The organism is Lysinibacillus xylanilyticus, from assembly GCF_001708185.1.
GTDB classification, from domain to species: Bacteria; Bacillota; Bacilli; order Bacillales_A; family Planococcaceae; genus Lysinibacillus; species Lysinibacillus xylanilyticus_A.
In genome coordinates this window covers 1-21579 of the sequence record NZ_MDDN01000019.1, presented here as the reverse complement: position 1 = coordinate 21579, position 21579 = coordinate 1, and the positions used below count along the sequence as shown (strand labels likewise).

At 39.1% G+C, this 21579-nt stretch carries 30 protein-coding genes, 1 rRNA gene and 2 pseudogenes; 30 read left to right on the top strand and 3 right to left on the bottom strand.

The window, feature by feature from the left end:
• Nucleotides 1–8 precede the first annotated feature (8 nt).
• The 24 genes and pseudogenes from rplE (at nt 9) to rpsI (ending at nt 13777) form a co-directional block, all read left to right on the top strand.
• Nucleotides 9–548: a 50S ribosomal protein L5 gene (gene rplE / locus BFJ97_RS20735; protein ID WP_068986541.1), complete on the top strand. Its 540-nt coding sequence runs from the start codon at nt 9–11 to the stop codon at nt 546–548.
• A 21-nt stretch (nt 549–569) separates the two neighbouring features.
• Nucleotides 570–755, top strand: a complete 186-nt coding sequence (locus BFJ97_RS20730; protein WP_004233656.1) for a type Z 30S ribosomal protein S14 — start codon at nt 570–572, stop codon at nt 753–755.
• 29 nt (nt 756–784) lie between these two features.
• Nucleotides 785–1183 (top strand): 30S ribosomal protein S8, encoded by a 399-nt coding sequence (gene rpsH, locus BFJ97_RS20725; RefSeq protein ID WP_008181717.1) that lies wholly within the window; start codon nt 785–787, stop codon nt 1181–1183.
• Between the two features lie 30 nt (nt 1184–1213).
• On the top strand, nt 1214–1753 hold the full coding sequence (gene rplF / locus BFJ97_RS20720; protein WP_068986540.1) for a 50S ribosomal protein L6: 540 nt from the start codon (nt 1214–1216) through the stop codon (nt 1751–1753).
• 32 nt (nt 1754–1785) lie between these two features.
• A complete protein-coding gene (gene rplR / locus BFJ97_RS20715) occupies nt 1786–2145 on the top strand; it encodes a 50S ribosomal protein L18 (protein WP_083227117.1) in 360 nt (119 codons plus the stop codon).
• 21 nt (nt 2146–2166) lie between these two features.
• A complete protein-coding gene (rpsE, locus tag BFJ97_RS20710) occupies nt 2167–2670 on the top strand; it encodes a 30S ribosomal protein S5 (RefSeq protein WP_068986538.1) in 504 nt (167 codons plus the stop codon).
• Between the two features lie 13 nt (nt 2671–2683).
• Entirely contained in the window at nt 2684–2866 is a 183-nt protein-coding gene (rpmD, locus tag BFJ97_RS20705; protein ID WP_068986537.1) for a 50S ribosomal protein L30, read from the top strand.
• A 34-nt stretch (nt 2867–2900) separates the two neighbouring features.
• Complete coding sequence (gene rplO, locus BFJ97_RS20700; RefSeq protein WP_010860592.1) at nt 2901–3341, top strand: 50S ribosomal protein L15; 441 nt, start codon at nt 2901–2903, stop codon at nt 3339–3341.
• Nucleotides 3341–4636, top strand: coding sequence for a preprotein translocase subunit SecY (gene secY / locus BFJ97_RS20695; protein ID WP_068986536.1), 1296 nt, complete (start codon nt 3341–3343; stop codon nt 4634–4636). The genes rplO and secY overlap by 1 nt, the downstream gene beginning before the upstream one ends.
• A 70-nt stretch (nt 4637–4706) precedes the next feature.
• Complete coding sequence (locus tag BFJ97_RS20690) at nt 4707–5360, top strand: adenylate kinase (protein ID WP_068986535.1); 654 nt, start codon at nt 4707–4709, stop codon at nt 5358–5360.
• Between the two features lie 249 nt (nt 5361–5609).
• A pseudogene (locus BFJ97_RS24390) lies at nt 5610–5687 on the top strand (type I methionyl aminopeptidase); the annotation flags it as partial.
• Nucleotides 5688–5773: 86 nt separating this feature from the next.
• On the top strand, nt 5774–5992 hold the full coding sequence (gene infA / locus BFJ97_RS20685; protein WP_004233690.1) for a translation initiation factor IF-1: 219 nt from the start codon (nt 5774–5776) through the stop codon (nt 5990–5992).
• Between the two features lie 37 nt (nt 5993–6029).
• Nucleotides 6030–6143, top strand: coding sequence for a 50S ribosomal protein L36 (gene rpmJ, locus BFJ97_RS20680; protein WP_000868344.1), 114 nt, complete (start codon nt 6030–6032; stop codon nt 6141–6143).
• A gap of 24 nt (nt 6144–6167) precedes the next feature.
• Entirely contained in the window at nt 6168–6533 is a 366-nt protein-coding gene (rpsM, locus tag BFJ97_RS20675) for a 30S ribosomal protein S13 (RefSeq protein ID WP_004233729.1), read from the top strand.
• A gap of 25 nt (nt 6534–6558) precedes the next feature.
• Nucleotides 6559–6948 (top strand): 30S ribosomal protein S11, encoded by a 390-nt coding sequence (gene rpsK, locus BFJ97_RS20670; protein WP_036151912.1) that lies wholly within the window; start codon nt 6559–6561, stop codon nt 6946–6948.
• Between the two features lie 139 nt (nt 6949–7087).
• Nucleotides 7088–8032, top strand: a complete 945-nt coding sequence (locus BFJ97_RS20665) for a DNA-directed RNA polymerase subunit alpha (protein ID WP_004233733.1) — start codon at nt 7088–7090, stop codon at nt 8030–8032.
• A 57-nt stretch (nt 8033–8089) separates the two neighbouring features.
• Nucleotides 8090–8470: a 50S ribosomal protein L17 gene (rplQ, locus tag BFJ97_RS20660; RefSeq protein WP_068986534.1), complete on the top strand. Its 381-nt coding sequence runs from the start codon at nt 8090–8092 to the stop codon at nt 8468–8470.
• Nucleotides 8471–9022: 552 nt separating this feature from the next.
• The gene (locus tag BFJ97_RS20655; protein ID WP_068986533.1) at nt 9023–9868 is read left to right on the top strand and encodes an energy-coupling factor ABC transporter ATP-binding protein; all 846 of its coding nucleotides are present in this window, start codon (nt 9023–9025) and stop codon (nt 9866–9868) included.
• Nucleotides 9844–10716 (top strand): energy-coupling factor ABC transporter ATP-binding protein, encoded by an 873-nt coding sequence (locus BFJ97_RS20650; RefSeq protein WP_068986532.1) that lies wholly within the window; start codon nt 9844–9846, stop codon nt 10714–10716. Before BFJ97_RS20655 ends, BFJ97_RS20650 begins: the two co-directional genes overlap by 25 nt.
• Entirely contained in the window at nt 10713–11510 is a 798-nt protein-coding gene (locus BFJ97_RS20645) for an energy-coupling factor transporter transmembrane component T family protein (RefSeq protein ID WP_068986531.1), read from the top strand. The genes BFJ97_RS20650 and BFJ97_RS20645 overlap by 4 nt, the downstream gene beginning before the upstream one ends.
• Before the next feature lie 13 nt (nt 11511–11523).
• A complete protein-coding gene (gene truA / locus BFJ97_RS20640; RefSeq protein WP_068986530.1) occupies nt 11524–12264 on the top strand; it encodes a tRNA pseudouridine(38-40) synthase TruA in 741 nt (246 codons plus the stop codon).
• 83 nt (nt 12265–12347) lie between these two features.
• Nucleotides 12348–12644 carry a hypothetical protein gene (locus BFJ97_RS24910; RefSeq protein ID WP_068986529.1) on the top strand — a complete coding sequence of 99 codons (297 nt, stop codon included), beginning with the start codon at nt 12348–12350 and terminating at the stop codon, nt 12642–12644.
• A 277-nt stretch (nt 12645–12921) separates the two neighbouring features.
• On the top strand, nt 12922–13359 hold the full coding sequence (rplM, locus tag BFJ97_RS20630; RefSeq protein WP_049662886.1) for a 50S ribosomal protein L13: 438 nt from the start codon (nt 12922–12924) through the stop codon (nt 13357–13359).
• A 25-nt stretch (nt 13360–13384) separates the two neighbouring features.
• Nucleotides 13385–13777 (top strand): 30S ribosomal protein S9, encoded by a 393-nt coding sequence (gene rpsI, locus BFJ97_RS20625; protein WP_004233744.1) that lies wholly within the window; start codon nt 13385–13387, stop codon nt 13775–13777.
• Between the two features lie 398 nt (nt 13778–14175).
• Here the strand turns inward: rpsI and BFJ97_RS20620 are convergent, their stop codons facing one another.
• Complete coding sequence (locus BFJ97_RS20620) at nt 14176–14661, bottom strand: nucleoside deaminase (protein WP_068986528.1); 486 nt, start codon at nt 14659–14661, stop codon at nt 14176–14178.
• 377 nt (nt 14662–15038) lie between these two features.
• Here BFJ97_RS20620 and BFJ97_RS20615 point away from each other — a divergent pair, with 377 nt between their 5' ends.
• The 4 genes and pseudogenes from BFJ97_RS20615 to BFJ97_RS20600 all read left to right on the top strand — a co-directional run bounded on the left by BFJ97_RS20615 (nt 15039) and on the right by BFJ97_RS20600 (nt 19062).
• Nucleotides 15039–15929 (top strand): LysR family transcriptional regulator, encoded by an 891-nt coding sequence (locus BFJ97_RS20615; protein ID WP_068986527.1) that lies wholly within the window; start codon nt 15039–15041, stop codon nt 15927–15929.
• A gap of 340 nt (nt 15930–16269) precedes the next feature.
• A pseudogene (locus BFJ97_RS20610) lies at nt 16270–17094 on the top strand (DUF4822 domain-containing protein); the annotation flags it as partial.
• Nucleotides 17095–17220: 126 nt separating this feature from the next.
• Nucleotides 17221–17934: an N-acetylmuramoyl-L-alanine amidase gene (locus BFJ97_RS20605; protein ID WP_068986525.1), complete on the top strand. Its 714-nt coding sequence runs from the start codon at nt 17221–17223 to the stop codon at nt 17932–17934.
• Between the two features lie 72 nt (nt 17935–18006).
• Nucleotides 18007–19062, top strand: a complete 1056-nt coding sequence (locus BFJ97_RS20600) for a P-loop NTPase (protein WP_068986524.1) — start codon at nt 18007–18009, stop codon at nt 19060–19062.
• A 54-nt stretch (nt 19063–19116) separates the two neighbouring features.
• On the opposite strand, the gene gerD is transcribed toward BFJ97_RS20600, so the two are convergent.
• The gene (gerD, locus tag BFJ97_RS20595; RefSeq protein ID WP_068986523.1) at nt 19117–19719 is read right to left on the bottom strand and encodes a spore germination lipoprotein GerD; all 603 of its coding nucleotides are present in this window, start codon (nt 19717–19719) and stop codon (nt 19117–19119) included.
• A 153-nt stretch (nt 19720–19872) separates the two neighbouring features.
• On the opposite strand from gerD, the gene BFJ97_RS20590 reads away from it, so the two are divergent.
• Nucleotides 19873–20547, top strand: coding sequence for a KinB-signaling pathway activation protein (locus BFJ97_RS20590; protein ID WP_068986522.1), 675 nt, complete (start codon nt 19873–19875; stop codon nt 20545–20547).
• Between the two features lie 50 nt (nt 20548–20597).
• Here the strand turns inward: BFJ97_RS20590 and BFJ97_RS20585 are convergent, their stop codons facing one another.
• Nucleotides 20598–21257 (bottom strand): hypothetical protein, encoded by a 660-nt coding sequence (locus BFJ97_RS20585; protein WP_254660219.1) that lies wholly within the window; start codon nt 21255–21257, stop codon nt 20598–20600.
• A 257-nt stretch (nt 21258–21514) separates the two neighbouring features.
• Between BFJ97_RS20585 and BFJ97_RS20580 the strand changes: the two genes are divergently transcribed.
• Nucleotides 21515–21579: ribosomal RNA gene (locus tag BFJ97_RS20580) — 16S ribosomal RNA — on the top strand; the annotation flags it as partial.

The window sequence follows — 21579 nt, the reverse complement described above, 5'->3', positions numbered from 1 at the left end:
GTACACACATGAGCCGCCTAAAAGAAAAATATTTAAATGAAGTTTCAACTGCTCTTATGAGCAAGTTTGGATATGAATCAGTTATGCAATTGCCGAAAGTTGAGAAAATCGTTATCAACATGGGTGTTGGTGATGCAGTTCAAAACTCAAAAGCATTAGATTCAGCTGTAGAAGAATTAACAATTATCACTGGTCAAAAACCAGTTGTAACTAAAGCGAAAAAATCGATCGCAGGTTTCCGTCTACGTGAAGGTATGCCTATCGGTGCTAAAGTTACATTACGCGGTGAGCGTATGTATGAATTCTTGGACAAATTAATCTCAATTTCACTACCTCGTGTACGTGACTTCCGCGGTGTTTCTAAAAAAGCATTCGATGGTCGCGGTAACTACACTTTAGGTGTTAAAGAGCAATTAATTTTCCCAGAAATCGATTACGATAAAGTTTCAAAAGTACGCGGTATGGACATCGTGATCGTAACGACAGCGAACTCTGACGAAGAAGCTCGCGAGTTATTGACACAATTCGGTATGCCGTTCCAAAAGTAATTAAACAAGGAGGGCGAAAACGTGGCTAAAAAATCTATGATCGTTAAACAACAACGTAAGCAAAAGTTTAAAGTGCAAGAATATACACGTTGTGAACGCTGTGGTCGTCCACACTCTGTATATCGCAAATTCAAACTTTGCCGTATTTGTTTCCGAGAACTTGCATATAAGGGACAAATTCCTGGCGTGAAAAAAGCCAGCTGGTAATCCCCTAATTTGGGAAGGAGGTAAATGTAATGACAATGACTGATCCGATTGCAGATATGCTTACTCGCATTCGTAATGCGAACATGGTTCGTCACGAGAAGTTAGAAGTACCAGCTTCCAACGTGAAAAAAGAAATCGCTGAAATTTTAAAGCGCGAAGGTTTCGTACGTGACGTAGAATACGTAGAAGATAACAAGCAAGGTATTATCCGTATCTTCTTAAAATACGGTAAAGATAACGAGCGTGTTATCACTGGTTTAAAACGTATTTCTAAACCTGGTCTACGAGTATATGCTAAAACAAATGAAGTGCCTAAAGTACTGAACGGTCTTGGTATCGCTTTAGTGTCAACTTCACAAGGTCTATTAACTGATAAAGAAGCTCGCGCTAAACAAGTTGGCGGCGAAGTTCTAGCATACGTTTGGTAATTAGCAATAAATGAATGGAGGTGCAACTAAATGTCTCGTGTAGGTAAAAAAATTATCGAGGTACCAGCTAACGTAACTGTTACTGTTGCAGCTGACAACACTGTTACTGTTAAAGGTCCTAAAGGCGAACTTGTTCGTTCTTTCCACCAAGATATGAAAATTGAGCAAGAAGGTAACGTGATTACTGTATCTCGCCCTTCTGACTCAAAAGAACACCGCACAAACCACGGTACAACTCGTGCGCTTTTAGCGAACATGGTTACTGGTGTTTCTGCAGGTTTCGAAAAATCATTAGAACTAATCGGTGTCGGTTACCGTGCGCAATTACAAGGTAAAAAACTTGTTCTTAACGTAGGTTACTCTCACCCAGTTGAGTTCACACCTGAAGATGGTCTAGAAGTAGAAGTTCCTTCTAACACTAAAATCATCGTTAAAGGTATTAGCAAAGAACGCGTTGGCGCTCTTGCATCTAACATCCGTGACGTTCGTCCACCAGAGCCATACAAAGGTAAAGGTATCCGTTACGAAGGCGAATACGTTCGTCGTAAAGAAGGTAAAACAGGTAAATAATGCTGCCTAAGCATTAGAAAGGAGTGACCCTTGTGATTACGAAACAAGATAAAAATCAGGTTCGTAAAAAACGTCATGCACGTGTACGTTCTAAAATTTCGGGTACTGCTGAGCGTCCACGCTTAAACGTATTCCGTTCTAACAAGAACATTTACGCGCAACTTATCGATGACGTAGCAGGCGTAACACTTGTTAGCGCATCTTCTCAAGAAAATGGTTTTGAAGGTGCTGGTAGCAATGTTGATGCTGCAACTAAAGTCGGTGAAACAATCGCAAAACGCGCTACGGAAAAAAATATTACTGCTGTAGTATTTGACCGTGGTGGTTACTTATATCATGGACGTGTAAAAGCTTTAGCTGAAGCTGCACGTGAGAACGGTTTAGAATTTTAATAAGAAGGAGGGACACATTTCATGAGTCGAATTGACGCAAACAAACTTGGAGAACTTGAAGAACGCGTAGTTACTATTAACCGTGTTGCTAAAGTTGTTAAAGGTGGACGTCGCTTCCGCTTCACAGCATTAGTTGTTGTTGGCGATAAAAACGGACATGTAGGTTTCGGTACTGGTAAAGCTCAAGAAGTGCCAGACGCTATCCGCAAAGCTGTTGAAGATGCGAAGAAAAACTTAATCGAAGTGCCACGCGTAGGTGGAACAACTCCACACTTAGTGCAAGGTCGCTTTGGTGCAGGAGAAATCCTAATTAAACCTGCTGCTCCTGGTACAGGGGTTATCGCTGGTGGTCCAGTACGTGCCGTACTAGAACTTGCTGGTATTACTGATATTCTTTCAAAATCACTTGGATCTAACACACCAATTAACATGGTGCGTGCAACTATTCAAGGTTTAACTGAATTAAAACGCGTAGAGGACGTAGCGAAATTACGTGGTAAATCAGTGGAAGAAATATTAGGATAAGGGGGGAAAGATAATGGCTAACAAATTACAAATCACCCTTACAAAATCAGTGATTGGTTCTAAACCAGCACAACGTAAAACTATCGAAGCATTAGGTTTACGTAAATTAAACCAAACTGTTGAGAAAGCTGATAATGCAGCAACTCGCGGTATGATTGATGTAGTAGCTCACTTAGTTACTGTAAAAGAAAACTAATTTTTAATTAACGAACAAGGAGGTGCCATCCAATATGAAACTTCATGAGTTAAAACCAGCAGAAGGTTCCCGTAAAGTACGTAACCGCGTAGGTCGCGGTATCGGTTCTGGTAACGGTAAAACTGCAGGTAGAGGTCATAAAGGTCAAAACTCTCGTTCTGGCGGCGGTGTACGCCCAGGATTCGAAGGTGGTCAAAACCCTTTATTCCGTCGTTTACCGAAACGCGGCTTTACTAACATTAACCGTAAAGAGTACGCGATCGTTAATCTTGATACATTAAACCGTTTTGAAGATGGTGCAGAGGTAACAACTGCATTATTACTTGAAACAGGTTTAGTGAGCAATGAAAAAGCTGGAATTAAAGTTCTTGGAAACGGAACTCTTAATAAAAAGCTTACAGTAAAAGCTCATAAATTCTCAGCTTCGGCTAAAGAAGCAATTGAAAATGCCGGCGGAACTACTGAGGTGATTTAATGTTTCAGACAATCTCTAACTTTATGCGTGTTCGAGATATACGAAATAAAATCATTTTCACTCTTCTAATGTTAATCGTTTTCCGTATTGGTACGTTTGTACCAGTACCGAACGTTGACGCTAATGTATTACAGGCAACTGATGAGTTCAATCTCGTTGGTTTCCTCAATACTTTTGGCGGTGGTGCTTTAAAGAACTTCTCTATCTTTGCGATGGGGATTATGCCTTACATCACTGCTTCAATCATTGTTCAGTTATTGCAAATGGACGTAGTACCGAAATTTGCTGAGTGGGCAAAGCAAGGTGAAGTCGGAAGACGTAAACTTGCTCAATTTACTCGTTACTTTACAATTGTTCTTGCTTTTATCCAATCATTCGCGATGTCATTTGGCTTTAATAAAATGTATGGCGGATCATTGATTAAAGAAGAAGGAGTTTTAACTTACGTTACGATTTCCATTGTATTGACAGCGGGTACAGCATTCCTAGTATGGCTTGCTGAACAAATTACTGCGCATGGTGTTGGGAATGGTATTTCTGTTATAATTTTCGCAGGTATCGTTGCGGCATTACCAACAAGTATCAACCAAATCTATGCACAGCAAATTGAGGGCGCTGGTGATAAGCTATTTATCAATCTAGTGATCCTTGGATTACTTGTTTTAGTTATGCTTGCAGTTGTTGTTGGGGTTATCTACGTGCAACAAGCACTACGTAAAATTCCAATTCAATATGCAAAACGAGTTACTGGACGTAACCAACAAACTGGTGGTCAACAAACGCATTTACCGTTAAAAGTGAATGCTGCAGGGGTTATTCCGGTAATCTTTGCATCAGCGTTTCTAATGACACCACGTACGTTAGTTCCGTTCTTTGGTGAAAGTGCCGTAACAACATTCATTGAAAACACGTTTGATTATACAAAACCTGTTGGAATGATTATTTACGTTGCATTGATCGTCGCGTTCACATATTTCTATGCATTCGTACAAGTGAATCCGGAAAATGTGGCAGATAACTTGAAAAAACAAGGTGCTTACATTCCAGGTATTCGTCCTGGTGAAAGCACACAAACGTATTTAACAAGCGTGTTATATCGTCTGACATTTGTCGGTGCGATTTTCTTAACTGTTATTTCTGTAATGCCGATTATATTCACAAACTTTATGAATCTACCTGCTACAGTGCAGATCGGTGGTACTAGTATAATTATCGTGGTCGGCGTAGCGCTAGAAACGATGAAACAGCTAGAATCTCAACTTGTTAAACGTCACTACAAAGGCTTTATGAAATAATGTTGGTTTTTAGGGAACGTTCTATCGTTTCCTGAAATCAGCAAACCTTTTGTGGGGGGAATATTTCCGTATGAATATCGTTTTAATGGGTCTGCCAGGTGCTGGTAAAGGTACACAGGCAGATAAAATCGTTGAGAAGTACGCGATTCCTCATATTTCTACAGGCGATATGTTCCGTGCTGCTATGAAAGATGGCACAGAACTAGGCTTACAGGCTAAATCGTTTATTGATCAAGGTGCTCTAGTACCTGATGAAGTAACGATTGGTATTGTTCGTGAGCGACTTGCTAAACCTGATTGTGAAAAAGGATTCTTACTTGATGGTTTCCCACGTACTGTTCCTCAAGCTGAAGCTTTAGACAGCATTCTTGCGGATCTTGGCAAAGTTATTGAGCATACGTTAAACATCCAGGTTGAAAAGGATGAGCTAATTGCTCGTTTATCAGGTCGTCGTATTTGTAAAACTTGTGGTACATCTTATCATTTAATTTTCAATCCTCCAGCAGAGGAAGGGAAATGTGATAAAGATGGTGGCGAGCTTTATACACGTGCGGATGATAATCCTGAAACGGTTGCGAACCGTCTGGAAGTAAATATGAAACAAGCACAACCTTTACTTGACTACTATCAAGTAAAAAATGTGTTAACAAATATAGATGGACAGCAAGATATTAATATAGTGTTTGCTGATCTTGATGCTCTATTACAGGGCAGCCGCAGCTGATACCCGGCTCCGGGCGCAGAATACTGCTTCCGCGGGAGGCATGCGGGAGCAACAACGAAACATAATTTTTTTGAGAGTTGCAAAAGCATATTGTGCCCGGTATATATTTCTTTTAAAAAGTGCAACATTACTTTTGAAAGAGTATAATGGGTTTCGTGGAAGCATCTGTGTAACGGGTATGAATATCTCATCAAAGACATTCCGGTATTCGTGTAAACATGGGAGATTCAGTTCCCTTACTGGTTCTGTATATTCCGTGGATTGTGTGAAGCGAAACCAGACGAGCGTCTTTCAAACATCTCTCATACAATCCAAACATATGTTGAAACGAGGTTGCTTCTATGGTTGCAGCAGATATCCGTTTGATGTAACGATGAGAACTTTAATTTGCATATAGAGAGGAGACAGAGTAGATGGCGAAAGATGATGTAATTGAAGTCGAAGGGACAGTTGTTGAGACTTTGCCAAACGCGATGTTTAAGGTAGAATTAGAAAATGGACATGTGATTCTAGCACACGTTTCTGGTAAGATTCGTATGCACTTTATCCGTATTCTACCTGGAGATAAGGTTACTATCGAGTTATCTCCTTATGATTTAACTCGCGGTCGTATCACATACCGTTTTAAATAATCTTTTGCGCTCCGGACTACTAAGGAGGTTAGGTTAGATGAAAGTGAGACCATCTGTGAAACCGATCTGCGAAAAATGTAAAGTAATTCGCCGACGCGGTAAAGTAATGGTAATCTGTGAAAATCCTAAACACAAACAAAAACAAGGTTAATTCTAAAGGAGGTGCACAACGTACATGGCACGTATTGCTGGTGTTGACATTCCTCGCGACAAACGCGTGGTAATTTCATTAACGTACATTTTCGGTATTGGTAAAACTACAGCTCAGAAAGTACTAGCTGACGCAGGTATTTCAGAAGATACACGCGTACGCGACTTAACTGAAGATGAGTTAAACAAAATCCGTGAACAATTAGATTCATACAAACTTGAAGGTGACTTACGTCGCGAAACTTCATTAAACATTAAACGTCTGATGGAAATCGGTTCATTCCGTGGTATCCGTCACCGTCGTGGTTTACCTGTTCGTGGTCAAAATACGAAGAACAATGCGCGTACGCGTAAAGGTCCTCGTAAAACAGTTGCGAACAAGAAAAAATAATAAGTAAAGGAGGTTCCTTCTTAACATGGCTCGTAAACAACAAACTCGTAAACGTCGTGTGAAAAAGAATATCGAATCAGGTATTGCACATATTCGTTCTACATTTAACAATACAATCGTAACGATTACAGATATGCAAGGTAACGCTGTATCTTGGTCAAGTGCTGGTGCTCTTGGTTTCCGTGGTTCACGTAAATCTACACCATTCGCTGCTCAAATGGCTGCAGAAACTGCTGCTAAAGCATCCCTTGAACATGGTCTGAAAACGTTGGAAGTAACTGTTAAAGGTCCTGGTGCAGGTCGTGAAGCTGCAATTCGTGCACTTCAAGCTGCTGGTTTAGAAGTAACTGCTATTAAAGACGTTACTCCAGTTCCTCATAATGGTTGCCGTCCGCCAAAACGTCGTCGCGTGTAATGGGTGCGTCTCATATTGTATGAGAACATCATTTTTTGTACAGACTGTCTTGTGCAGATAATAAACGATACGTCATTGACGATCGAATCTATGATGGAAAGAACCTATACATTCGATGTTTTGAGGGAGGGTAAATGAAATGATCGAAATTGAAAAACCAAAGATTGAAACGGTGGAGATCAGCGAAGATTCCAAATATGGAAAGTTTGTTGTAGAACCGCTTGAACGCGGATATGGAAACACTTTGGGTAATTCTTTACGTCGTATCCTTCTGTCTTCATTACCAGGAGCTGCTGTCACTTCAATTCAAATTGACGGTGTTCTTCACGAATTCTCAACTGTAGAAGGCGTAGTAGAAGATGTAGCTTCAATTATTTTGAACGTGAAAAAACTAGCTCTTAAAATCTACTCTGACGAAGAAAAAGTTATTGAGATTGATGTAAAAGGCGATGGTACAGTTACGGCTGCTGATATTACACATGACAGTGATGTAGAAATTTTAAACCCGGATCTATATATTGCAACAATCGCTAAAAACGGTCATTTACGTATGCGTATGTACGCTCAACGCGGCCGTGGTTACACTCCTGCTGATCAAAACAAACGTGAGGATCTTCCTATCGGCGTGATCCCGATCGACTCTATTTACACTCCAGTATCACGCGTCAATTTCCAAGTGGAAAATACTCGTGTAGGTCAGTCTTCTGACTACGATAAACTTTCTCTTGATGTGTGGACAGATGGTAGCATCGGTCCGAAAGAGGCGATTTCGCTCGGAGCAAAAATTTTAACCGAGCATCTAAACATCTTCGTTGGCATGACAGATGAGGCACAAACTGCTGAAATCATGGTCGAAAAAGAAGAAGATCAAAAAGAAAAAGTTTTAGAGATGACTATCGAAGAACTTGATCTTTCTGTTCGTTCTTATAACTGCTTGAAACGCGCTGGTATTAACACAGTACTAGAACTTGCGAATAAGTCAGAAGACGATATGATGAAAGTTCGTAACCTTGGACGTAAGTCACTAGAAGAAGTAAAAGCGAAGTTAGAAGAGCTTGGTTTAGGATTACGCAAAGAAGACTAAGCGATTTAAACAAAACTTACAAGATCAGATATTTTTTAATAAAGGAGGGAAACATCCATGGGTTACAGAAAACTTGGTCGTACAAGTTCTCAACGTAAAGCGATGTTACGTGACTTAGCTACTGATTTAATCATCAACGAGCGTATCGAAACTACTGAGGCTCGCGCTAAAGAAGTACGTAAAGCTGTTGAAAAAATGATTACTTTAGGTAAACGCGGAGATTTACACGCACGCCGTCAAGCTGCTGCATTCATCCGTCGTGAACTAGTAACAACTACTGATGCAGAAGGTAACGAAACAACTTCATTTGCACTTCAAAAGTTATTTGATGATGTTGCACCACGTTATGCAGAGCGTCAAGGTGGTTACACTCGTATTCTTAAAGTAGGTCAACGTCGTGGTGACGGTGCACCTGTTGTTGTGATTGAATTAGTTTAATCATAATAGAAGACAAGTGGTGAAGAGGGTGGAATCACCACCCTCTTTCTTTATAAATGATTTATACGACAAATAATTAAGCTGAGCGTTATGATGAGCGGACACTGTTGTGTGGCGTCTCGTTTAGCTCTCCGCACCTCATTCAGAGGAAACAAGGGCTTGAGCACCCATGTTTCTTGAAAATGTAACGACTAGCGCATTTCTATCGAATGAGGTGCGCGCTTTTTTATTTTTTAGAGAAGTATTTGATAGCGCCAATAGTGGTGCTTTTTTTAATATACGGGCTTTTTATATTTTGTTTCTAAAATAATTGTTATCAGAACGTTTGGATAACTTTTAAGTCTTTACTTTAATATTTGATGTACTTAAATTTGAGATATCATTTTGTATATTAAAAGATAATTTATACATTAAATTTAGAACTATATAGGAAAACAAAAGAAAGTCTTTTTTGCACTTTTCTTTTATCGACATAATGATTGTAGTAGAATTCATACATAAAAAAGTGTAAGTTAGTTAGTAGAGCTGAGCAAGTAGAGAGGAGTTCTAGAAATGCCAGAAATTTTATCATTAAATAATGTGACATTTTCATATACACCAGAAGAAGAACGAAGTCGTAATGCTGTTGAAAATGTAAGCTTTTCGGTACAGGAAGGGGATTGGATTGCCATTGTCGGCCATAACGGTTCTGGTAAATCCACGATTGCGAAGCTTATGAATGGCTTGCTATACCCACAACAGGGCGATGTGCGTATACTGCGCGAAGTGTTGAATGAGGAAAACCTATGGGAGAGCCGTTCACAGATGGGCATGGTTTTTCAAAATCCAGACAATCAATTTGTTGGAGCGACAGTGCAGGATGATGTTGCTTTCGCCCTTGAAAATAACGGAGTACCGTTCGAAGAGATGGTGGAACGTGTACATGCAGCACTCGGACAAGTAAAAATGGGTAATTTTTTAGATCACGAGCCACATCACTTATCAGGTGGGCAAAAGCAGCGTGTTGCTATTGCCGGTGCACTTGCATTGAAACCAAAGCTCCTGATTCTAGACGAAGCTACGTCAATGCTAGATCCACAGGGACGTGCGGAGGTATTACAGACAGTACAAGCATTACGTGCTGAAACAGGGCTAACGGTAATATCCATTACACACGATTTAGAGGAAGCGATGCTTGCAGATCGTGTTCTCTTTATGAATGATGGAAAAAAATTTGCTGAAGGTTCACCTGATGAAATTTTTGCGCTGGGGGACAAGTTAGTTGAGTTCGGGCTAGACTTACCATTTGCCATGAAGTTATCAAAGTTATTACAAAAGGAAGGTGTTCCGTTAATGGGACAACATATGACAGAAGAAGAGTTGGTGAATGATTTATGGACATCAAACTTCAACAAATAAGTTATGCCTATGCACAGGGTACGCCTTTTGAAAAACGTGCATTATTCGATGTAGATTTTGAAATTCCTTCACATACGTATCAGGCGATAATTGGGCATACTGGCTCCGGTAAGTCGACAATTCTTCAACATTTTAATGCACTTCTAAAACCAACTTCAGGGGAAGTACATATTGGAGATCGCATTGTTGTAGCTGGAAAAAAGGCGAAGGATTTAAAGGCTGTACGTCAAAAGGTTGGTATTGTGTTTCAATTCCCGGAGCATCAGTTATTTGAAGAAACGGTATTAAAGGATATTATGTTTGGTCCTATGAACTTTGGTGTATCGGAGAAAGAGGCCGAAGCGCGAGCAAGAGAACTTGTAGGCTTAGTAGGTTTACCAGAGGACGTACTTGAAAAATCACCTTTTGATTTATCAGGTGGCCAAATGCGCAGAGTGGCCATTGCTGGTGTATTAGCGATGGAGCCTGAAGTTATTGTATTAGATGAACCAACTGCAGGGCTTGATCCACGTGGTCAGAAAGAGATTATGGATATGTTTTATAAGCTACATCAGGAACGTGGTTTAACGACGATTCTCGTTACGCATAGTATGGAGGACGCAGCTCGTTATGCAGACAATATCGTCATTATGCATGAAGGGAAAAATGTATTACGTGGTACACCACAAGACATTTTCAAAGATGTGGAGACATTAAAAAATCTTCGCTTAGAACCACCTCGTATCGTACGCTTTCAACAAAAAATCGAAAAAATGATTAATACACCCTTCTCAAAGATATGCTTAACCGAAGAAGAGCTAGCAACTGAAATTGCTCGAGTGCTAAGAGAGGAGCGTGCAGAATCATGATGGAGAAAATGATATTTGGACGCTTCCTACCAGGGGATTCTCCAGTTCATAAGCTCGACCCACGATCAAAGCTTATATTTGTGTTTGCGTTCATTATTATTGTTTTTTTAGCAAACAATACAGTGACATATGCCCTACTATTGGCATTTACCTTACTCGTTGTACTAGTGTCACGTATTCGCCTGTATTTTTTAATTAATGGTCTAAAGCCAGTGCTCTTTTTAATGGCTTTTACATTCCTGCTGCATATTTTTATGACGAGGGAAGGCGCTGTAGTTTTCGAATGGAAGTTTATCACGATCTATGAAGAAGGTCTCCGACAAGGGATATTTATTTCGATACGTTTCTTAGTTCTAGTGTTTATGACATCTATCTTAACGCTTACCACATCACCGATTTCTATTACGGATGGTATTGAAGTACTGCTAAATCCATTAAAAGCGGTGAAAGTGCCTGTGCATGAGTTAGCTCTGATGATGTCTATATCATTGCGCTTTATTCCAACGTTAATGGATGAAACAGATAAAATCATGAAGGCGCAAATGGCACGTGGCTCTGATTTATCTTCTGGACCGATAAAAGATCGTATCAAAGCGGTTGTACCATTATTGGTGCCTCTCTTTGTAAGTGCTTTTAAACGAGCCGAGGATTTAGCAACAGCTATGGAAGTAAGAGGTTACCGTGGAGGAGAAGGCCGTACAAGATATCGCAAGCTAAAGTGGGATATGAGTGATACATTTGCACTCGTGCTATTAGGAGCAATGGCCGTTTTACTATTCTTCTATAGAAGTTAAAAGGAGTAACTTTATGCGACGATTAAAAGTAATAATTAGTTATGATGGAACGCAATTTTCTGGCTATCAAATACAGCCTGGGGAGCGGACAGTACAGGCAGAACTTGAGCGTGTTCTAGCCATTATGCATAAAGGGGAAAAGGTAAAGGTAACAGCGAGTGGACGTACAGATGCAAGAGTGCATGCAATAGGCCAAACCTTGCATTTTGATTCACCACTTGCGATCCCAGTAGATAAATACATGAAGGCATTGAATGTTCAACTGCCAAGAGATATTCGAGTAATGTCGATTGAAGAAGTAGCTGTGGATTTTCACGCGCGCTACAGTGTAACAGGGAAGCGGTATCGATATATATGGTCATGTGAGTCTGTACAGAGTCCATTTCGTAGACATTATACGGTAGAGACAAATGGTGTAAAACCAAATGTTGAGGCAATGCAGGAGGCAGCAAGAGCTATTATCGGTACACATGATTTTTCATGCTTTTGTGCAGCCAATACAAGTGTCAAAGATAAGGTGCGAACGGTAACGACGCTACAATTTGAATGGCATGGTGAAGAGCTACATATGGTAATTGAAGGGAATGGCTTCTTGTATAATATGGTACGTATTATCGCAGGCACACTTTGGGAAGTCGGTATAGGACGTCGTGACATTGAAAACGTGGAGTTAGTCGTTAAATCTATGAATCGCGATCAGGCGGGTAAGACTGCACCTCCACAAGGTCTGTATCTTGAGCAAGTCTTCTATTAAAGAATCACCACCAAAAGTTAAGATGCCATTTTAGAACGTATGCCATGCAGATAAGTTGATTGGAGTGGAGGCTGGGCGACTCCTTGGGGATCAGCAATAGAGGAACGCAGGCTAAAACCATCACGTCCTGTGATAACGCCTTCGTGACCAACATCGTGTTGGCCCGAGACCCTGGAGCGAGCAACGCGAGTGAAGCGGCTCATCGGACGCTCCCAGGAAGCTTTGCTCTGTGCGAAAGCGTAGTGCTAACGAAGCGACAGCAATGTTTTATCTGTGCGAAAGTGCAACGACAGCAACAACAAATGTTTTATCTGCGCGAAAGCGAAGCGTCAGAGGCAAAGCGCCCAGCCGGAACGGAAATCAACCCCACGTTATGGTGACGAATCATTAAGAAGAACAACTAGCAAATGTTATAGAATCCTTGAAGCGAAATATCATTGTATTTTTACAAAATAAAGGCTCACAGACGCCTTAATTTTAACAATTAATGAATCTGAACAACTTCTCCAGGTGTTTATTGAAATTGCTTGACTTTAAAAGTCATTCATTATATGATAACAGATGGTATTTTCATTACCACCACAAATAAGCCCCGAAAACTTATAGTGTAGTTTAATGAAAAATAACGGTAATCGAATCGATTAGGAGGATATATACATGCGTACAACATTCATGGCTAAAGGTCACGAAGTAGACCGTAAATGGCTAGTAGTTGATGCAGAAGGCCAAACTCTTGGACGTTTAGCTTCTGAAGTAGCTGCTATCTTACGTGGTAAACATAAACCAACATTCACACCAAACGTTGATACAGGTGATCACGTAATCATCATCAACGCTGACAAAATCCATTTAACTGGTAACAAATTAGAGGGTAAACTTTACCGTCACCATACTCAATTTGCGGGTGGTTTAAAAACTCGTACTGCTGGTGAAATGTTAGATAAATACCCAACACGAATGATCGAATTAGCAATTAAAGGGATGCTTCCTAAAAACTCTTTAGGTCGCAAAATGTTCACTAAACTTAACGTTTACACTGGAACAGAGCATCCACATGCTGCACAAAAACCAGAAGCTTACGAGCTTCGCGGATAATATAAATTAAGAGGAGGATATTACTTTGGCACAAGTTCAATACATCGGCACTGGTCGCCGTAAAAGCTCTGTAGCTCGCGTACGTTTAGTACCAGGTACAGGTAAAATTGTTATCAACAAACGTGAAATCGAAGAATACGTACCATTCGCTGCATTACGCGAAGTAATTAAACAACCATTAGTGGCTACTGAAACAACTGGAAGCTACGATATCCACGTAAACGTTAACGGTGGTGGATACACTGGTCAAGCTGGTGCAGTACGTCACGGTATCGCTCGTGCTCTACTTCAAGTAGACCCAGATTTCCGTGCTGCATTAAAATCTGCTGGATTACTTACTCGTGATTCACGCATGAAAGAACGTAAAAAACCAGGTCTACGCGGCGCTCGTCGTGCACCTCAGTTCTCAAAACGTTAATCATACGATTATATCAACGTTTTCAAGCCCTTTCCCGGTTCTGTCGGGAAAGGGTTTTTTGTATGCATTGAACCCCTTTGCTATGTGAGTGGTTCTGGAAAGCTGGTAGGAAAATACCCCAAACGCACAATAAAGTTTGGTCTGGTCAACCGACTTCATGCGAAAGGGGCACCCAAATGTTAATGCTATAAGAAAGTACAAAGAATGGCAGGTAGCTTTAAGTTAGGAGTCACAGATACCTACCAAAAAAGATAGATACAATTCTTCTTTTATAACAGAAAAGGGCTGGAACAAAACTGGGCCAAACCCTTAAAAAACGCGAGAAATCAATTTTAGAAACGTTGATTTCTCGCGCTATTCTGATGAAAATTATTCATAAGCCTTTCCCGACGATAAGTTCAATGCTTCGCCGCATAAAACTGGCGATGAAGTTTATGAACTTCCTCCACAAGCTCAGGAACAGGGCCTTCTATTGTAGTATCACGTATGACTTCATGAATAGGCAAACTGCGTACACGTGATGTATAAACGACGTCCATCGCATTCAGCCATTGTGTTAACTGTTTTGAGGAACTTACATAAACAATCCGACCTAAGCCAACCCATCCGTGAGCGGCAGCGCACATTGGGCAATGTTCACCAGAGGTGTATACGGTTGCCTTGCCTCGCTCTTCAGTAGTCATGTTTTCAGCAGCCCAACGTGCCAGCGCAAATTCTGGATGCTGAGTATAATCCCCGCCCGAAACATGATTATGGTCTTCCGCAAGCACGTCTCCGTTAGCAGAAACGAGAACTGAACCGAATGGCTCGTCTCCAATCTGCAAAGCAAATTTTGCAAGTTCAATACAGCGTCTTAGATGCTTTAAATCTGTCTCGTTTATCATGTTGAATCCTCCTTGAATATTAGAAGTAACTTACGATATTAAGTAATGAACTTTCATAAACGCTTTCCAATTAACGAGCCATTGCCTAAGATTTACCTATTATTTTCCTCTCCAACTTTTATTAATATGTTGTCGAATTTCATGAAATCCTAGTTTTCGAGCACGTTGCAACGGTGTCATCCCATCTCTATCCCCAATACTTGTATCAGCGTCAGATTGAACATGTCCGCGTTGAAGCAGGGATAATCGTTATGCCTCTTTCCGATTCTCGTTTCATCGTTCATTAAAAATATGGTAACATGAAGATATTTAAACAAAAAATATATTAATACTATCAATTACTTAAGTTTTTCATATATAAAAGGAGGTTTTCTTCGATGGACATAAGACAACTGCGATATTTTATTGCAATTGTAGAGGAAAAAAGCATTTCAGCTGCTGCGAAGAGACTGCATCTTTCTCAGCCTCCATTAAGTCAACAATTGAAAGCAATGGAAGAAGAACTAGGCTCAATATTAATAGAGAGAAGCAAAAAACATTTAGAAGTAACGGAAGCAGGGAAAGCCTTATATAAATATGCTTTACAAATGATTCAGTTAATGGACGAGGCAAAGATGGAAGTGAAGGAAGTAGGAAGTGGAGTAAAAGGTAGACTAACGATAGGTATAAATACGTTTTCGGATGTTTCGTTACCTGAAATCCTCCATCAGTTCCGAAATTACTACCCTAAGGTGACGTTTAAAATTCAGCAAAATGAGTCTGCTGTCCTTTGTCAATTAGTAAGAGATCGTGTAATTGAGTTAGCAATTATTCGATTACCGCTTGAGTTAAATGACTTTTCAGTTGTCCATCTTTATAATGAACCCTTTTATTTCATCACATCTAATAAACAGAAACCGTTCAATCATGAAGTGACGCTTACAGATGTTCAAAACTATCCAATAATACTACCAAGTACACAAGGTTTAGGTGTTCACTATTTGATTTTGGAAGCTTTTTCTCGAATGGATTTAAATCCTAATCTAGTTGGTGAGTGCTCTGATATTTCTCTGTTAATGGATTTAATTTCATCTGATTTTTGCACATCGATTGTTCCAGAGACATTGCTTAAACGTCATAAAGGGTATGCTATACATGCTTATAAAATTTCAGGTGCAACTGAGTTTTCGTCACCTGTTGGGTTAATATGGATGAAGAATTATCGCTTGTCCAATACCGCCCAACACTTTATCGAATTACTTAAAAATCATTTGCAACTGCATACATAACTGCATAGAATTGCAAAAACCTTGTCACTTCACTTTAGTGGCGGGTTTTTTGCGTTTTTTAGTACTAGAAAAATAAACATATATCAAGTATTTGCATTTACCGATAAAAAGTTACCGCTGATTTAGTAATAAACAAGGATGAGTATTTAATGTGAAAATGGTTGATACTACTTATAGGTTGATTATTTATGCTAAAAAATGGAGGTTAGTACCTATGAAAAAGCTATTAATTGTATCACTTGCAACAATGGCACTACTTGCTGCATGTCAAAATAAGGAAGATGTTAAAAAAATGGAGGAAGTAAAAACAGAAAATACTGCAGATAAAAGGCAAGTAGAAATAACAAAAGGTCAAGCAAATGCCAATATTCTTAGTAGTACAAACTGGCAGGGAACAAAAGTTTACGATAAAAATAAAAAAGATTTAACAGCTGAAAATTCAAATTTTATTGGTTTAGCCAAATATGACGCTAAGTCAGGACGTTATGAATTCTTCGATCCAAATACAGGTCGAAGCCGCGACGATAAAGGTGTTTTCTTTATTACGAATGATGGAAAACATAGAATATTGATTTCAGAGACGAAAAATTATCAAGCAATTGTTGAAATTACTGAGCTAAAAAATAATATGTTCACTTATAAACGAATGGGGAAAGATGCAAATGGTAACGATGTAGAAGTATTCGTTGAGCATGTCCCTTATAAGGATAAAAAGCTTACATTTACTGAACCAGATAAAACTTTAAATACTTCTACAGGCACTATCGTAAAAGATGTTGATGGAGATAAGATTTTAGCCGATACACTTTGGCAGGGAACCGTTGTATTAGATGTAAACAAAAATGATGTAACACAATATAATACTAATTTTATTAGCCTTGCGAAATATGATGCTAATACGAATAAATATGAATTTTTCAACCTTGACACGGGTAACAGCCGTGGTGACTATGGTTACTATAATGTTATCGATGGCAATAAATTACGAGCACATGTTTCAATTGGCGATAATAAATATGGAGCTGTACTCGAAATTACTGAGCTAAATAATAAGAAGTTCACGTATAAAAGAACTGGCAAAGGCAAAGATGGTAAGGATATAACAGTATTTGTTGAGCATGAGCCTTATACAGGTAAGTTTAAACCAGAATTTACACTAAAATAAACAGCAATAGTCCTCGTGCAGATCAAGATCAAACTCTCAAATTCAATACTTGAGAGTTTTTTTTACTTTCTGGCATAGTTTAATCACTAACTTCGTACACTGAATGTAAAAGGGTGGTGGATATAGGTGAAGCGCTGGCTTGCACTAGGAGTAATTATGCTGATGAGTATAGTGGTCGTGGCATACGAAACGAATGCTTCGGACCGCAACTTCTTCTTACCGGACCCACTTGGTGGCCTGAAAATAGTTATTGATGCGGGGCACGGAGGTCAGGATGGAGGGGCTTCAAAGGGCGAAGTAATTGAAAAGGAGATTACACTTGCAATTGCTCAGCATGTGGAGAAGCAATTAAAGAAAAAAGGCGCAACAGTCGTAATGACACGAACAAAAGATGGAGATGTTATCGACGAGCACGCGTCATCAGAAAAGTATGGAACATTAAGAGAACGAAAGAAGCAGGACATCTTTCTAAGAAAAGACATAGTAGAAAAGGAAAAACCGGATGTTTTTATTACAATTCATGCAAATGCCATTCCTGAAACAAAATGGCGTGGAGCACAGGTGTTTTATCATAAAGAGGGACATGCTGAAAGTGAATTATTAGCCAAGAGCATTCAAGAATCTATTCGTACTAATTTGAAAAATACCGATCGAGAAGCGTTGTCTATAAAACAAATATATTTACTGAAAAAAGCTGAGGTACCTGCTGCTCTAGTAGAAACAGGGTTTATAAGTAATGATGAGGAACGTGCACTATTAACTGATAAAAAATACCAAGAAAAAATGGGAGATGCAATTGTTGAAGGTATTGAAGCGTATTTATTAGCTAAAATTGAATAGAGCAACAACACAACGTAAATCAAATCATTTATGATATACTAACATTGAGATAATATAAGGGGAGTGTTCGTCGTGATAACTGAACAACAAGTACATGAAATATTAGGACAACTACAAGATCCATTTTTACATAAATCACTTGCAGAAACAGACGGTATTACAAATGTAGCAATAAAAGAAGAGAAAAATCATGTCAGTGTAAAAATTGCGATTGCAAAAACAAATACACCTGAACAATTACAGTTCCAAATGAAAATTGTTGAAATTTTGAAAGAAGCGGGTGCTGATACAGTTGGTATTCGTTTCGAAGAGATGTCTGCAGAAAAACTTCAAAGCTTCCGTGGAGTTGCAACTGAGGCTGAGGCACAAGATATTTTATCTCCGCTTAGCACGGTACAAGTTATTTCAATTGCCTCTGGTAAAGGCGGTGTAGGGAAATCTACAGTATCAGTTAACTTAGCTGTTGCATTAGCTCGTCTAGGTAAGAAGGTTGGCTTGATTGATGCTGATATTTACGGATTCAGTGTACCTGATATGATGGGTGTTACAGATATGCCAAAAGTGGTAAATAATCGAATTTTCCCTGTTGATCGCCTTGGAGTGAAAATGATTTCAATGGGCTTCTTTGTTGAAAATAACGCACCGATTGTATGGCGTGGACCAATGTTAGGTAAAGTGTTAGATCAGTTCTTCCGTGATGTAGAATGGGGCGAGCTAGATTATCTACTATTGGATTTACCACCAGGTACAGGTGACGTTGCATTAGATATTCACCAGATGCTTCCTTCATCTAAAGAAATTGTCGTAACAACACCACATCCAACGGCAGCGTTCGTAGCAGCTCGTGCAGGTGCAATGGCTCTACAAACAGACCATGAAATTTTAGGTGTTGTTGAAAATATGGCATGGTATGAATCGAAATCTGGTGAACGTGAATTCGTTTTCGGTCAAGGGGGAGGTCCGAAATTAGCAGAAGAGCTACGTTCAGAGCTACTTGGCCAAATTCCTCTTGGTCAACCTGACTGGTCAGATGCAGATTTTGCACCTTCTGTTTATGCTGAAAAACACACAACAGGACAAATTTATTTAGACATCGCGACGAAAATCATTAATAAATTAAATAAATAATGAAAACGGATTTCCTCAAACAATAGAGGAAATCCGTTTTTTACATATAAGGGGTTACTGAGTGCTCTTTCCTTCTTTGTTTGTACCTTCACCGCCAGCTGCTTTTTTTCCACTGCCTTCAGCTTTCCCAGCTTCACCGCCGCTCTTCTTAATAAGCTCCTGCCATTTTGCTTGCATAAGTGGACTTTCTATCGTTTCTTTCACAATTTCCTCCACTTGTTTCCTCATGTTGGAGGATTTTAAAATAGTCTCTAACTGTTTTTGCATATCTGGCTGACCAAAGAATGCCTCCATATCCTTTTGGAAAGCAGGGTCTTTCATTAATTCCTTCATAATATCTTGCTGCTGCTTTTGCATACTTTTAGCTACGGTTTCCTTAAATTTTGGATCTTCAAATGTTTTCTTCCAAAATTCTTCTGCTTTCGGGGAAAGCAAGGTTTCCTCGGTAGCCTTCTTCACTTCTTCATGTTCCAAAACCAATAATTCACGGAAACTGGGGTCCTCTAAAAGCTGCCGCAACGCCTTTTTACCATCCTCGGTTTGTAAAGAGTCGATCATTATTTTTTTTATTTCATCATAGGACATGGTAGAGGTTTTCTCTTGTGAACAGGCAGAAAGAAAAAGTATTAGAAATAGCAATAAGGTAAATTTTCGCATTAATAATCAGTCCTTTCTATAGATAGACTCTTTCAATTATTGTTCACATTTACGATGACTTTATGTATTGGTTAGGATGAGAAATAGCTTTTTTAACGATGCATTGTTAAAATGAATACAGATATACATTGAGAAATTGGGGGACTTTTAGTTGTGACGATACGAAATTGGGCAAAGTTTTTCTTCTTTGCGATGCTCGTTGGTGGCGCAGTCAACGGAATTTGCAGTTTATTTATTCGATGGGAATTCTTCCAACCATATGCGGCAAATGGTCAATGGGGTGAATTTTTGGCCGGACTTTTATGGATGGTCTTCTTAGGATTTACAATGAGTGTTATTGCACAGGCAGGCTTTTTTGCGTATTTAACGCTCCATCAAGTGGGAGTTAATATTTTCAGAACACTTACATTATGGAATTGGGTACAGCTGTTATTAATTGCTATTACTATTTTCGATATTATTTTCTTCCGTTTTGTACCTGGCGTCAAGGATGGGCAAAGTTGGGTGTTCTATATTGGCTTGTTAATTGTATTAATATTCGGAGCCGTAGCAACAGCCGTTCAAAAAGTAAAATTAACAGGAAAAAAACATGTTTTCATTTCAGCTTTATTTTTTATGGTTGTCGTTACAACATTGGAATGGACAATTGCATTAATGGGTCGCGATGAAAATATTAACGAGTATGTTGCATTATTACTATTTCCACTACTCGCGGTAAATGCTTATCAATTATTAGTATTACCAAAATATAATGCGAAATCCGATGAGGATCGTCAAAAATTAGAAGCACGCCGTAAAGCACGTCTTGAACAAGCAAAAAATGCATAATAATTTAAAGAAAAAGTTGCCCCTAGAAAACGTAGGTGGCAACTTTTTTGTTATGGTGATTTTTTAGTTTGCACTTTATAGCCAAATATATTTTCCTCAACCGACATAAATTTATTTTGTTGTAGAAATGTGTTAAGCTCTTTAAACGAGATTTGATTATTTTGGTGTAAAGAAATAAAAACAAAATCTCCCTTTTGTATTTTTGGTGTTTTTTCCCCTTTCCAGATTAGAGAGGGAGAAAGTATATTCATCTGCTGTTGAAATAAGTTTTTTTGTAAACCCTGAGAATATTGATGGTTTCGAGTTGCAAACCAAAGCGGTGTTTCTTTCATGTGTTTTTCGTAAATATCAATATCTTTTTGCACGACGGCAAGATCAATGGGTTTATCCACTGAATCCTCAGGTCCTAATAATCCTATAGGTAGTTTTCTCTCTTGAATAATTTTTATGTGTTCGGGTGAACGTTCAATCCAAGCAGCATCTAACAAGAGAAGCGGATAAGGTGCTTTTACAGTTTTAAGCCAGTCCAACAGAGTTTCATCAGAAAAAGAAATTTCGACAATAAGTGATGTACCATAATATCCTTTTGTTACAACTGCTGGAGCATCAGCGATGTTAAATACAGAAATCATAGTAGAATTTATCGGCTTTATAAAGACAAAGAGTATTACAATAAAAAGCAGTGAAATCAACGTTTTACGAAACATCATAACGACCTCGTTTCTAGATAAAAATAAAGTTCTTAAAAAAACTTATGATTTAGTGTTGACTTTCATGAATAATCGATGTTATTATGTATAAGTCGCCAAGAGGTGACGCATTAAACGAAAAAATGAACCTTGAAAACTGAACAAGCAAAACGTAATCAATAAAGTTTTTAGTAACTAACCTTGAGTTAGTGAACAAAACAAAATTTTGGACATCAAACATGATGCCAGCAAAACAATTTGAGCTAATCAAATTTCTTTTTATGGAGAGTTTGATCCTGGCTCAGGACGAACGCTGGCGGCGTGCCTAATACATGCAAGTCGA

Bases quoted from the DNA above. Each gene is read 5' to 3' on its own strand.
- rpsK (WP_036151912.1), top strand. From the start codon at position 6,559: ATGGCTCGTAAACAACAAACTCGTAAACGTCGTGTGAAAAAGAATATC.
- rpsH (WP_008181717.1), top strand. From the start codon at position 785: ATGACAATGACTGATCCGATTGCAGATATGCTTACTCGCATTCGTAAT.
- BFJ97_RS20620 (WP_068986528.1), bottom strand. From the start codon at position 14,661: ATGATAAACGAGACAGATTTAAAGCATCTAAGACGCTGTATTGAACTT.
- BFJ97_RS20650 (WP_068986532.1), top strand. From the start codon at position 9,844: ATGGACATCAAACTTCAACAAATAAGTTATGCCTATGCACAGGGTACG.
- BFJ97_RS20665 (WP_004233733.1), top strand. From the start codon at position 7,088: ATGATCGAAATTGAAAAACCAAAGATTGAAACGGTGGAGATCAGCGAA.
- BFJ97_RS20645 (WP_068986531.1), top strand. From the start codon at position 10,713: ATGATGGAGAAAATGATATTTGGACGCTTCCTACCAGGGGATTCTCCA.
- BFJ97_RS20615 (WP_068986527.1), top strand. From the start codon at position 15,039: ATGGACATAAGACAACTGCGATATTTTATTGCAATTGTAGAGGAAAAA.
- rpsE (WP_068986538.1), top strand. From the start codon at position 2,167: ATGAGTCGAATTGACGCAAACAAACTTGGAGAACTTGAAGAACGCGTA.
- BFJ97_RS20655 (WP_068986533.1), top strand. From the start codon at position 9,023: ATGCCAGAAATTTTATCATTAAATAATGTGACATTTTCATATACACCA.
- rpmJ (WP_000868344.1), top strand. From the start codon at position 6,030: ATGAAAGTGAGACCATCTGTGAAACCGATCTGCGAAAAATGTAAAGTA.
- truA (WP_068986530.1), top strand. From the start codon at position 11,524: ATGCGACGATTAAAAGTAATAATTAGTTATGATGGAACGCAATTTTCT.
- rplM (WP_049662886.1), top strand. From the start codon at position 12,922: ATGCGTACAACATTCATGGCTAAAGGTCACGAAGTAGACCGTAAATGG.
- rplQ (WP_068986534.1), top strand. From the start codon at position 8,090: ATGGGTTACAGAAAACTTGGTCGTACAAGTTCTCAACGTAAAGCGATG.
- secY (WP_068986536.1), top strand. From the start codon at position 3,341: ATGTTTCAGACAATCTCTAACTTTATGCGTGTTCGAGATATACGAAAT.
- gerD (WP_068986523.1), bottom strand. From the start codon at position 19,719: ATGCGAAAATTTACCTTATTGCTATTTCTAATACTTTTTCTTTCTGCC.
- rplF (WP_068986540.1), top strand. From the start codon at position 1,214: ATGTCTCGTGTAGGTAAAAAAATTATCGAGGTACCAGCTAACGTAACT.
- BFJ97_RS20585 (WP_254660219.1), bottom strand. From the start codon at position 21,257: ATGATGTTTCGTAAAACGTTGATTTCACTGCTTTTTATTGTAATACTC.
- rplO (WP_010860592.1), top strand. From the start codon at position 2,901: ATGAAACTTCATGAGTTAAAACCAGCAGAAGGTTCCCGTAAAGTACGT.
- infA (WP_004233690.1), top strand. From the start codon at position 5,774: ATGGCGAAAGATGATGTAATTGAAGTCGAAGGGACAGTTGTTGAGACT.
- rpmD (WP_068986537.1), top strand. From the start codon at position 2,684: ATGGCTAACAAATTACAAATCACCCTTACAAAATCAGTGATTGGTTCT.
- rpsM (WP_004233729.1), top strand. From the start codon at position 6,168: ATGGCACGTATTGCTGGTGTTGACATTCCTCGCGACAAACGCGTGGTA.
- rplE (WP_068986541.1), top strand. From the start codon at position 9: ATGAGCCGCCTAAAAGAAAAATATTTAAATGAAGTTTCAACTGCTCTT.
- BFJ97_RS20690 (WP_068986535.1), top strand. From the start codon at position 4,707: ATGAATATCGTTTTAATGGGTCTGCCAGGTGCTGGTAAAGGTACACAG.